This is a genomic window from Arthrobacter sp. BGA-UO-ETr-C19 (genome assembly GCF_059568005.1).
On record NZ_JCAQPC010000024.1, the window covers coordinates 311733 to 323776 of the forward strand.

Sequence of the window (12044 nt, forward strand, 5' to 3'; positions counted from 1 at the left end):
AGATGAGCGAAACCAAAGTATTCCTTCTCCCCGACCTGGGCGAAGGCCTCACCGAAGCCGAACTCGTGAACTGGCTCGTGTCCGTGGGTGACGAGGTCCGCGTGGACCAGCCCATCGCCGAAGTCGAGACGGCGAAGTCCGTAGTGGAAGTTCCGTCCCCCTATGCCGGTACCGTAGCCGAACTGCACGGGGAACCAGGCCAGACCCTGGACGTAGGCAAGCCCCTAATCTCGGTGACCCCGTCGGTCGAGCCTGTCGAAACCGGGACGCCGTTGGTTGAGCCTGTCGAAACCACGGCGCGGCTGGTTGAGCCTGTCGAAACCGAGCCCGTTGAAACCAAGGAATCAGCGGCAGCGGAAACATACCGCACCGAAGAAAAAGCAGGCTCCGGCAACCTCCTCATTGGCTATGGAACGCAGGGAGGGACTGCAACGGTCCGCCGAACCCGTCCCCGTCGTGCGCACTCGTTGGTTGAGCATGTCGAAACTTCTACGCCGCTGGTTGAGCCTGTCGAAACCAAAGGCACCGAAGCTAAGCTGACCACCTCAGCAGATGATCTACTTCTCCAGCGCACTCGCGTGCCCGGGAAACTAGGTGCCGTCATTTCACCACTCGTGCGACGGATGGCCAAAGAGCACGGCGTCGATCTCGGACATGTGCACGGCTCGGGGGAGAGTGGGCTGATCATGCGTCGCGACGTCGAAGCCGCCATCCAAGTTCCGGTGGTTGAGCCTGCCGAAACCGAGCCTGCTGAAGCGCCGCTGGTTGAGCCTGCCGAAACCAAGGCTTTCGAAGCCGGACACCCGCCGGCTGTCGAATCCAGGTACACCATCGATCCCCGCACCGGCCTCGGCATCACTAGTCGCACTCCTGTCCGCGGCGTACGCAAGGCCGTGGCCTCCAACATGACACGCAGCCGGTCCGAAATTCCTGAGGCCACGGTCTGGGTAGACGTCGACGCAACGGCGCTAATTGAGCTTCGCGCGAACCTCAAGAAGACCGAGATTCACAACACGCCCGGCCTGCTCGCGTTCATTGCCCGCTTCGTCACGGCAGGCTTGAAGAAATACCCAGCCTTGAACACGCGCTTTCTCAACACCGAAGACACTTCATGCGGCGGGTCCCAGGAGATTATGGCGTTCGACGGGGTCAACCTCGGCTTCGCAGCGCAAACGAATCGAGGATTAGTGGTCCCATCCATACGCAATGCGGACAAGCTGAGTGCAAAGCAACTGGACACAGAGATCAAGCGGTTGACCGCCATCGCACGAGACGGCAAGGCGACGCCAGCTGACCTCGGCAGCGGGACCTTCACGCTGAACAACTACGGCGTCTTCGGAGTGGACGGTTCAGCAGCAATCATCAACTACCCTGAGGTGGCGATTCTGGGAGTTGGCCGGATCGTCGACAAGCCGTGGGTGGTCGACGGTGAACTCGCCGTCCGCAAAGCCACGGAGCTGACCTTGACGTTCGACCACCGTGTCTGTGATGGCGGAACAGCCGCTGGCTTCCTGCGCTACGTGGCCGACGCAATCGAATCCCCAACTTCATTGCTGGCCGACTTGTAGGCCGGATCCCCTGTATCCCGTCGCAGACGTTCGCCGTCGTGATCTCGTCCGGCCGTCAAGGTCGATGCGTTTTACAGGGTGGTGTCCGAATGATCACTGCAACGCACCGAGGCCACCAGACGGCCGCCGCCGTCGTCGCTGTACGACGTGACGTGGTTGGTGATCGCGTTGCAAGTCTCGCAATAGTTCCTGTGCTGTTTAGTCCCCATGTGCAGATCATACCCAGCAAGGCATTTCCAATAAGTAAATTTAGGCTGGCGGGCTAGAGACGATGGCGGGGGCGGCAAAGCAATTGCCTGATCTTCCCCAGCCAGATGGATAGAATCGAGGCCTGAAGACCGCAGATGCTCCCCAGATGTACGGAGAAGAAATGTCACGATGGCTCGACGTCGGCACGGACAACTACGTGCTGGTGACTGAAGGTTGCAAGCTCAACACCGGCCTTATTGTAGGGACCGAACGTGCCATGGTGATTGATACTGGAAGCGGGCCTCGGCAGGGCCAGGAAATCCTGCACGCCGTCCGCGAGAAGACGAGTCTTCCCCTTGTCGTGGTCAACACCCACGCGCACTACGACCACTTCTTCGGCAATGCCGTGTTCGCCGAGGCTGGCGTCGAGGAGTTCTGGGCGCATGAAAACTGTGCCGAGGAGATCAGCGACAACGGTGACGCCCAGCGCAGCGAAGTCACGGACCTCGAACCCGAGATGGCCGCCGGCGAGGGTGAGAACGTGGAACTGGTCGTTCCCAACGCGATTGTCCGCGACCAGCCCGTGCTCGTTGATCTTGGCGGGGAGACCGTCACCCTCTTCTATTTGGGCCGCGGGCACACGGACGGTGACCTCTTGGTGGGAACTACCTCGACCCTGTTCGCCGGTGACGTCGTGGAACAGGGCGCGCATCCCTCCTTCGAGGACTCCTACCCGGAGGAGTGGGCAGACGCCCTTCGGCACCTCTCGGCGCTCCGCCACCGCTACGAATTCCTGGTCCCCGGACATGGGGAGCCCTGCAGCGACCGGTTCGTCAAAACCATGGCTGACACCATGACGACGGCCGTCCGGCAAGCCCGACAGTCGATCCGTGACACGCCTGCAGACGCCACCAAGGCAATCCCGGTGTTGCCGTACGGACCGGAGCAGTCTCGCTGGTTCATCAAGAGGTTGCAGGAGACGCGTCCGCAGCCCTGACCGTCACATGCTTTAGTGGTGCCGGTGCGAAACCGGCCTGTTTTTCCGTCTCGAAATTTGCCCCGCAGCCCGGCCGTACGCGCCTCTACTTTTGGGCGTTTTGTCGATTCCGCAGCTGGGGCGGCCCGGGCGACACGATCACCGGGCCGTCGCCAGCAGGAACGGATGTCTGACGGCAATCCAAGTATCAGCACTACTGGCACGGGCTTAAACCGAAACTGAGTACTCCATTTGCTCCGCGTACCTCATGACCGAAAAGACAGGTAGCGGCTACGCTACTTGCGGGCTGCGGAGCTCCTTAGGTTTGGTGTATGAAGACCGGAATCAGTGCGGCTATCCAGCGTTTCATTGAGCAGAACATCGTCTGCGATGATCCGCTGCCCGAATTGTCCAGGCTTGATAAGAAGGACCTGCCCCCGATGCAGGGGCAGGCCAGGTCGGCAGTGGCAGGCCTGCCCGTGGAGCCGCTGCCGCCACTTCCCGCGCCCCATGCCGGGTACGACCAGCATCCGCAGCGACTGCGGCGCAGGTCGCCTGCTCCCAATGCCACCACTACTCCCGACGGCGGAATCTAGCGTCCTCCCCACATACTTGTACGGGAACTTGAGCAAAACTTGAGGAATGGCTGAGCTTTCCTTGAGATCACCTGCATAGCATCTTGGGCGTGGGGACTTATGGAGGAACTCGGCGCCGCCGTGCGGGTCGCCGGGACAGAAGCTTTGGCTAGCCGCGTTGGCCTTGGCGACTGCGGTGGTGGTGGTGATGGCTCTCCGTCGATAAGGAACAGAGCGCGCGGCGTAAATGAGTACTGCCAAATTCTTTCAGGGCGTGTCCAGTTGGACAGCGCCCTAGACCGCTAAGTAGGCTGGCGATCGATCCAAATAATGGGGGTCCATTCCCAGCCCCTTTGCCGTATCCAGAGCATGGTCGCTCTGGTGGCGTCAAAGGAGCTGCCGCTTACGGAGGTCTCAACCGTGGCTGTCACTGATTTTGTTTTCGCACTGTCTGGCCTGTTGGGCAGCCTGCTGGTCCCGTTCGCCGGGCTCTACTGGATGCTCCGGCATAAGCGGCGGGCTGCTGTGCCTGCCGCCGTTCCCGTTCCTAACGCTGCTCCGGGACGCGTGAATTAGAGTGCCGTACATCGACATCAACCCGCACCGCAGCAGGCCCAAATGGTGGAGCTACGCGGCGCTGGCCGTCCTCCTGGTGGCCACCATCGGCGTCGTCGCAGCGGCCCTGGCGCACCGTTGACGTACGCCGCATCGGGCGCCTTGAGGTTTGTTGGCAAGGGCGCTGACCGTTCAGACATTTGCCAGCACCTAGAATGGTTGCTTGAACCAAGCAAATCGACCACCGCAGCGGGACGCCGCTGCGAGTCCCGGGGGACTGAACCATGCCTGAACCAGCGGATAACCGATTAGCCGAGGCCGATACCGACGAGGCGCAGCCCGGGCTCCGCCGCCGCTTCCGCCGTCGCAATGCCGACGGCTCCGACGCCTGGACAGGAACCTTTCCCGCCGTGACACCCGAGCCCACTGCACCGCCCCGTGCCCTCCGCAGCTCCTCCTGGGCGGAAGCGGCCGCTGCCGCCGACGCTCTGTCCGACGCGCCGCCCGCTCCGGTCACCCCGCCGGCGCCGGTCCGCCAGCCTGTGGGAGCATCGCCGTCGCGCGTTCCGGAAAGCCTCCCGGAGCCTGAGGCGCCGACAGCGGACGCCACCGCACTGCCGACGTCGTTCGTCCGCGAACAGAAGCCGCGCCCGAAGAAGGGCTTCCGTGGCTTCCTGTACCGGGCCACCGGCGGCGCCTGGAACCTCGGCCCGAGCGCGCTGGAACGCGAGGAGGACGAACTGGCCCGCCGGATCTCGCGCCAGCTGCAGGGCAGTTTCAACACGGCCGTGCTCAGCCTCAAGGGCGGCATCGGCAAGACCTCCACCACTGTGGGCGTCGGCCTCACCCTGGCAGAGTTCCGCGGCGACCCGCCCTGCGCCATCGATGCCAACCCGGACTCGGGCGACCTCGTGGAGCGCGCCCTGGGTGAGGGCATCTACCAAAAGGCGACGCCGCGGACCATTACGGACCTGCTCAGGAACATCGACGCAGTCGACTCGCTCACGGAGCTGTCCCGCTACATGCACCACTCCGGACGCTTGCACCTTATCGCCGGCGAGCAGGACCCCGAGGTGTCAGACTCGCTCACTGCGGAGGAGTACCTGCGGATCCGCAAGCTCATCTCAAGCTACTACTCCGTAGCACTAACGGACTGCGGCACGGGCGTTACGCACAACGCGATGAGCGGTATCCTGCAGTCGGCGGACAACCTGATCATCGCCGCAGGCTACGCGGTGAGCGGTGCCAAGCGCGCCCGCAGTACCCTGCAATGGCTGGCTGGCCACGGCTATGAGGACCTGGCCCGCAACGCGATCGTGGTGATCACGGATAAGGACGAGGTGTCCAACCGAGTAGACAAGGATGCGATTGAGGAGCACCTGGCCGGCATGTGCCGCCAGCTCATCGCGGTGCCGCATGACAGAGGAGTGGCAGACGGTGACCTTGTGACGCTCGACCACCTGAAGCCCGAGACACGACGGGCGTACAAGGAGATCGCTGCGGCGATCGTTGACGGCTACCGGTAGGCGCGCGAGATTTGAACGGAAGACAACTTCCGGCGTTGTTGCACGTTCGTTGACAGCTATGGAGAAGTTGCTCTAATTGGCCTTCGCGGTTTTACTCGCCATGCCTGGCTGCTACTTGGTTGAGAAGCCGTTTCTCAGTCTCAAGGAGCGGTTCGAAGTCCGCGCACGTCTGAACCTCGCTCAGTCCGCGCATCTGTTTAGAGCTTGCGCCGCTTGATGGCGGTCGGGGCGGCTGTGTACGTGAATGTGATGACGTCGTTGGATTCGGCGTCGAAGCCTCCCGGCCCCGTAAGCACTGTTTGCCCGTTGATCTGGATGTTAGTCCAGGTTCCGCCGATGGCCCAGAACTTCTCCGGTCGTGCGCCCACGGTGTGAATGATTGGCGATGCGGTGATGTTCAGGGCATCCACAGCGTCCGGGCCATAGCCGGTGTTGTTCCTAACGTTGCACGTCGTCAGGGTCCCTTGTACAGACAAGCCAGCCACGGAGTTGCCCGTCACGTCGTTGCCGGTAACCTCGAAGTCCGTGAAGGTGAAGGTGCTGGCGAACTCGATGCCATGCGTCTGCGTCTTGCCACTGGTCCGGGTATCGCCGGAGCGGTTGTCTTTGATTCGGACCTTAGACATGTTGCCGAGGAGCCGGACACCAATTCCGGTGTTGTTGGTAATCCTGTTGGCGAAGATGTCTGATTCGGTGAACCCGCCCGAGGTTAGGTCCAGGCCGATAGAGCCGTTGCCGCTGATTCGGTTGCCGTTGAACTGGACACCAGACAGGGCTGAGGGCGCGATGATTTTGACGCCGACTCCGGCGTTATTGATGAACCGGTTGTTCACAATCATGAACTTGCCGGAGTCCGCCGGGGAGCCGTTGCCGGCTTGCGTCATCTCGATCAGCATGCCGTATCTGCCAGCGCCTATAACGGTATTGTGGGCGACCAAGTCGCCGTAGGACTTGCCGCCAGCATTGCCCGGCCTGATGCTGATGCCGTCCTGCTGGCAGGACTCTACGCTGTTGCCGGTGACGTGCATCCACGCTACCCCATCCGAGCCGATCCCGCGGTGAGCCCCGGTGATGTGGTTATTGACGATTTTGACCCCGGAGGTAAAGAAGCTGCTGATGCCGCCTTGGAACTCCACGAAGATGCCGTACCGAACAGGGTTGATGACGAAGTTGCCCTCAACGAGGGTCGCCTCGGAGCCCCACGCTCCGGTGCCGATCCCGATGCCCGAGCAGCCGAGCTTGTTCTCTTCGTCGCCTTCAGCGAATCGGCCACAGCCCTCGACGCGGTTGCCCCGGATGATGGAGTGGTCGAGGAAGTCAGCGCCGATCCCCGTGGCAGTGGAGTTCAGCACCCAGTTGTTTTCGAAGCGAAGGTTCCGCATGTACGTGACAAACAGGGCCTTTACCTCTTTGGTGGCCGGTACATCGGAGAGGTCGAACTTGATATCCCGGACGAAAAAGTTCTCTATGGGATCAGCGGTCGACCCGCCTGCCTGGATCAGCGACGAGCTGGTGGCCCAGGACGCGGGGGGCCTAATGATCGACCGGCCCCAACCGCGCCCCTGGAGGGTGACGTTGTCACGGGGCAGGAGAGAGGCGTCAATGCGGTACACGCCGTCGAGGATCACGTGGCCGCCGCCGAAGTCGCGTGCCGCGTCCATGGCCCGCTGGATGGCGAGTCGGGAGTCGTTAGCGCCTGTGCGGTCCGCCCCGTACTCCTCCGGGTAGAACTCGCGGCGGCGGGCATAAATGGCCGAGAGGTCAGGAATCTGGGCAGGCGGGATCTTCGCGTCCACGTCCAAAGCCGCCACGCCCGAAGGGGCGCCCTTTTCCGCAAGGGGAACGTATTTGTTAGATGCGGTTTCCACTGGGGCGGCTTGGGCGCTAGCGGCACCGATAGCTGAGACTGCCGAAGCGCCCGTAGATGCGGTAATTAGAGCTCCCAATCTGAGAAGTCCACGGCGCTTTACGCCTGGGTCATTCAGGGACGCCGACAGGTCCTTCTTGCCAATCTCGCTAACCATAGCTAGAAGCTATTTCCCCCCGTAGGCGTACACCACCGTGGAAGTTACGCGTTTTAATGAGCAGCGGTACCCGCTTGGCACGCGTGCTACCTAGGTGGAATGAGTCACCGGAAGTTTAGGGGCCTACCCCATGTTGTGGTTTGTGCCGGCTAATTCCATAATGACCGACTCGCTGCACCGAACCGTTCGTAGCACTGCCGTCCATCCTGCACAGGCTGTCAATTCCCATTCCGCTCACAGGCTAGACGACAACACTTCTGCTGGCGTCAAGCCTTGAGGGTCTGGAGTTTGGCGAAAAATCTGCCTGGTGATGAAGCGTATGAGGCAGCAGCGGATCTCACTTGGGCTCTTTCCTTCAGCGAGGGGCCGTTCGATGCAGGCACGCGTGGTGGAAGGGTCCGTGAGGCGACTGGTTCTGACCGCGACGTCCATGGCGCGGCTGAGCTGCCCGTCACCGTAGCGGCTGAGTCGGATGCCTATTCATGTTGGCGAAGGCCGCTTCCGAGCGGACCGGCCGTGATTCTTGTACGAGGCGGGGACGTTCGCGGCGTAGCCCGTTACCTTTTTGTGATAATTCCCTTGTCCTTGGGTAGACTAGAGGGTTCATTGCCGTCACCCAAGGAGGAAAAACCATTTCACGCACCCGCCTGGATTCGCTGACAGGACTGCGGTTCATTGCCGCCATACTCGTGGTCCTGTACCACGCGTCCGTGACGCTGGTGCCCGAGATGTACCCGCTCGTGTCCATGGGGCAGACCGGCGTGACGTTTTTCTTCCTGCTGTCCGGGTTCGTGCTCGCCTGGTCCATGAATCCCAGCACGACCAAAGGTCAGTTCTACTGGCGCCGGTTCGCCCGGATCTGGCCGCTGCACGCCCTCACTGCACTGGCCGCCGTCGTCCTTGTTTTCGCCACCCAAGGTGACCAGTCCCTTCCCCAGCTCCTGGCTTCCCTTCTCCTCGTCCAGGGCTGGCTCGGCGACCAGCACTGGGTCTACGCCTACAACGGGGTGTCCTGGTCGCTCTCCTGCGAAGCGTTCTTCTACGCGCTGTTCCCGTTCCTGGCGGTACGGCTTTCACGCCTCGAACCGGCGATGCTCTTCCGCATCAGCGCCACGGTCTTCGTTGCCGCGGTGTCTCTCATCTCTGTCCTGCTCGCGCTCGTCCCCGGCTTCGACTGGGGAGCCCTGTTCTACACGTTCCCCGCGTTCCGGATCGCGGAGTTCATTGTGGGGGTGTGCCTGGCCATCGCCATGCGGAAAGGCTGGAAGCCCCGGTTCGGCGTCGGTGTCGGAGCGGCCGCAGCCATCGGCTCCTTCCTCATCCTCGAAGTCGTGGACGGCATTGCACCCTGGCACACCGCCGGGCCGCTGGCGGGCGCCCTCTGCATCCCGGGCTTCGCCCTCCTGATCTCGGCCTACGCGGACCGTGACCGCTGCGGAGGCCGACCCACCTTCGCCAGCGCCCCGGCCATGGTGAAACTGGGCGAATGGTCCTTCGCCCTCTACCTGGTCCACGAACTCGTTCTGCGCACAGCACTGGAACTCGGCCCGGAGAGCCTTGCCCAGCGGGCCGTGTTCGCCGCCGTCGGAATTGCCGTCTCCATCCCGCTTGCCGGCGCCGCCTACACCTTATTCGAGCGTCCCATTGAGGCCCGGCTGCGGAACAGGAGCTCGCGTGGCGGGCCCGTGGCGGACACTCCCCAGTCTGAGGAGACGCCCACCTTCACCGAACAGACGGCCGGGCGAATACCTGCTGGGGCATCGGCACGAGGGTGACCGTTCCTCCTGAGGTGCTACCGCAGGGGATGTACGGCGGTGTCCGGAAGACTCCAAAGGCGATCGGGTTCCGCAGGAAACCAACGGACGACATTCTTGCCGCTGCATGGATCCGGGCCTCCCACGCGGGGGATAGGTGGTCAAGGTATCCCCAAGGTGTGGCAACTAGCGTTTTCTCATGGAGAACGCATGTTCGCCCACGCTTCCGCCCTAGCCAGCTGGTTACGTGGCTACCCAGTCCGTGGTTGTGGTTCCGGTCTCCGCGGGAACGCCCTGGTGGCGAATGGACGACGCAGGTCGTTTTCCGCGCGGACGCAGTCACCAGGCACCGTGCCCGGGCGCACCCGGGCTAGGACTCTTAACGCGGCCGGGGGCCGCGCCTCATAACTGCGTCCCGGCACCAGTGGCCGAACGGCGCGGCACAGGATGGTCTCGATGTCTCTTACGCGCCGGACACGTTTCTCTGCTGCCATCACCTCCGCCGGCATCGCCGGCCTGGTGGCATCGGCCCTCATCTCACCGGTCGTTTCAGCGGCCGACGGCGACCCCCACCTGCCGTCCGTCCCGCTCCGGCCGTCGGTGGCCACCCCGCCCACTGACCAGTTCATCGTGAAGTTCAAGGACCAGGCCCGGGCCGGCACCGCGCTCCGCGCGCAGTCCTTCAGCCGCGCGGCCGCCAAGCTCGGCGCCACCGCACAGGACCTGCGCACCACCGCCGGCGGAGCCCGCGTGGTGCGCACCAGCAAAGAACTGGGCGACGGCGACGCCGAGAAGATGCTCGCCTCGCTGCGCGCCGACCCCGCCGTGGCCTACGCCGAGCCGGACGTGAAGCTGCAGGCCAAGTTCGCGGACCCGAACGACCAGTTCTTCCCGTTCCAGTGGAACCTGTCCGCTCAAACCGGCGGCATTCGCGCCACCCGCGCCTGGGACGTCACCCAGGGCGCCGGCCAGGTGGTGGCCGTCATCGACACCGGCAAGACCAACCACGTTGACCTGGACGCGAACATGCTCCCCGGTTACGACATGATCGCCGACCGCGCCGACGCCCGCGACGGCGACGGCCGCGACTCCGACGCGACGGACGAGGGCGACTGGTCCAGCGCCGGACAGTGCACCGCAGGCTCCCCCGAAGTGGCTTCCTCCTGGCACGGCACGTACGTTGCCGGCATTATCGCTGCCGTCGCCAACAACAACCGCGAAGGCATCGCCGGCGTCGCGCCGAAGGCCAAGATCCTGCCCGTCCGTGTGCTGGGGCCCTGCGGCGGGCAACTGTCGGACATCGCCGACGCCATCGTCTGGGCCTCCGGTGCCCCCGTGTCGGGAGTACCGGCCAACCCGAACCGCGCCCGCGTGATCAACCTGAGCCTTGGCGGCACGGAGGCCTGCTCGCAGACGTTCCAGACCGCCATCGATACCGCGGTCGCCAGGGGCTCGGTTGTGGTGGCGGCGGCCGGCAACGAGCAGGCCCAGGCCTCCACGTCCAGCCCGGCCAACTGCCGGAACGTCATCGCCGTCGCGGCCAGCGGCCGCACCGGCGCCCTGGCGCCGTACTCCAACTTCGGATCCGCCGTCGACATCACCGCCCCCGGCGGCGACATGACGCCCACCTCCGCCGATGATCCGCGCAGCGGCCTCACGAACGGCATCATCTCCACCCATAACTTCGGTCCCCAGACCGTTGGCACGGAGGACTACGCTCACGCCGAAGGAACGTCCGCCGCCGCACCGCACGTGTCCGGCGCGGCTGCGCTGCTCATGGCCCAGATGGGCCCGACGGCGACACCGGCTGCCGTCGAAGCGCGCCTCAAGCGCACCGCGCGTCCCATGACCGGCGGCTGCCCGCGGGGCTGCGGCGCCGGCCGGCTGGACGCCGCCAGCGCGGTGCTGCACTTCAACACTGTCCTGGCCGGGGGCGACTTCAACGGTGACGGCAAGGCCGATGTCCTGGCCCGGGAGAACTCCGGGTTCCTGTGGCTGTACCCGGGCAACGGCCGCGGCGGCTGGCTGGCGCGCAGGCAGGTGGGCTCCGGCTGGAACGGCTTCACCTCCCTCGTGGCCCCCGGCGACTTCAACGGCGACCGGCGCGTGGACGTCCTGGCCCGGGACACCACCGGCGCCCTCTGGCTGTACCCCGGCAACGGCAACGGCGGCTGGCTGGCCCGCGTGAAGGTGGGCTCGGGCTGGAACGCGTTCACGGCGCTGGTGGGCCCCGGCGACTTCAACGGCGACGGGAAAGCGGACGTCCTGGCCCGCGACACCACCGGCGCCCTCTGGCTGTACCCCGGCAACGGCCGCGGCGGCTGGCTCGCCCGGACCAAGGCCGGCTCGGGCTGGAACGGCATGACCGCCGTCGTCGGTCCCGGTGACCTGACCGGCGACCACAAGGCGGACCTGCTGGCGCGCGACGCCGCCGGCGTCCTGTTGCGCTACTCCGGCAACGGACGGGGCGGCTTTGGCGCCAAGGTCCAGGTGGGCACCGGCTGGAACTCCATGACCACCATCACCGGCCGCGGCGACTACAGCGGCGACGCCAGGGCCGACGTCCTGGCCGTGGACACCAACGGCTCCCTCTGGCTCTACAACGGCAACGGACTGGGCGGATTCTCCGGCCGGACGGCTGCAGGATCCGGCTGGGGATAACCCACCCTCCACACAGCACGAACGTACATTTAAGCCCCGCCGTCCAGCGCGAACGAACAGTTGTGGCCGCAAGGGGCGGAGCTGAACGGACCGGGAGCATTGACGGCCGCATCGTTTAGGCAGCTGCCGCCCATGTGGCGGTAGCGCCTTAACCTTCAGTGGCCAGGAGGGGCGCCTGTCACACCCGAGGGTTAGACTCGTTACTGAATTGCGGCG

Annotated in this window: 7 protein-coding genes; 6 read left to right on the forward strand and 1 reads right to left on the reverse strand. The window is 64.4% G+C overall.

The window, feature by feature from the left end:
• The first annotated feature begins 2 nt into the window (after window positions 1-2).
• The 4 genes from AC57BR_RS20380 (at window position 3) to AC57BR_RS20395 (ending at window position 5389) form a co-directional block, all read left to right on the forward strand.
• A complete protein-coding gene (locus AC57BR_RS20380) occupies window positions 3-1568 on the forward strand; it encodes a dihydrolipoamide acetyltransferase family protein (RefSeq protein WP_496363891.1) in 1566 nt (521 codons plus the stop codon).
• A 370-nt stretch (window positions 1569-1938) separates the two neighbouring features.
• Entirely contained in the window at window positions 1939-2754 is an 816-nt protein-coding gene (locus AC57BR_RS20385) for an MBL fold metallo-hydrolase (RefSeq protein ID WP_496363893.1), read from the forward strand.
• Window positions 2755-3065: 311 nt separating this feature from the next.
• Window positions 3066-3329, forward strand: a complete 264-nt coding sequence (locus tag AC57BR_RS20390) for a hypothetical protein (protein ID WP_496363895.1) — start codon at window positions 3066-3068, stop codon at window positions 3327-3329.
• A gap of 818 nt (window positions 3330-4147) precedes the next feature.
• Complete coding sequence (locus AC57BR_RS20395; RefSeq protein ID WP_496363897.1) at window positions 4148-5389, forward strand: MinD/ParA family ATP-binding protein; 1242 nt, start codon at window positions 4148-4150, stop codon at window positions 5387-5389.
• A gap of 197 nt (window positions 5390-5586) precedes the next feature.
• On the opposite strand, the gene AC57BR_RS20400 is transcribed toward AC57BR_RS20395, so the two are convergent.
• Complete coding sequence (locus AC57BR_RS20400; RefSeq protein WP_496363899.1) at window positions 5587-7257, reverse strand: right-handed parallel beta-helix repeat-containing protein; 1671 nt, start codon at window positions 7255-7257, stop codon at window positions 5587-5589.
• A gap of 812 nt (window positions 7258-8069) precedes the next feature.
• Here AC57BR_RS20400 and AC57BR_RS20405 point away from each other — a divergent pair.
• The gene (locus AC57BR_RS20405) at window positions 8070-9188 is read left to right on the forward strand and encodes an acyltransferase family protein (protein WP_496365193.1); all 1119 of its coding nucleotides are present in this window, start codon (window positions 8070-8072) and stop codon (window positions 9186-9188) included.
• 435 nt (window positions 9189-9623) lie between these two features.
• Complete coding sequence (locus tag AC57BR_RS20410; protein ID WP_496363901.1) at window positions 9624-11828, forward strand: S8 family serine peptidase; 2205 nt, start codon at window positions 9624-9626, stop codon at window positions 11826-11828.
• The last annotated feature ends 216 nt before the right edge of the window (window positions 11829-12044 follow it).

What these genes read in the sequence shown, in the direction of transcription:
- AC57BR_RS20380 (WP_496363891.1), top strand. Translation starts at nt 3, where the DNA reads ATGAGCGAAACCAAAGTATTCCTTCTCCCCGACCTGGGCGAAGGCCTC.
- AC57BR_RS20385 (WP_496363893.1), top strand. Translation starts at nt 1,939, where the DNA reads ATGTCACGATGGCTCGACGTCGGCACGGACAACTACGTGCTGGTGACT.
- AC57BR_RS20390 (WP_496363895.1), top strand. Translation starts at nt 3,066, where the DNA reads ATGAAGACCGGAATCAGTGCGGCTATCCAGCGTTTCATTGAGCAGAAC.
- AC57BR_RS20395 (WP_496363897.1), top strand. Translation starts at nt 4,148, where the DNA reads ATGCCTGAACCAGCGGATAACCGATTAGCCGAGGCCGATACCGACGAG.
- AC57BR_RS20410 (WP_496363901.1), top strand. Translation starts at nt 9,624, where the DNA reads ATGTCTCTTACGCGCCGGACACGTTTCTCTGCTGCCATCACCTCCGCC.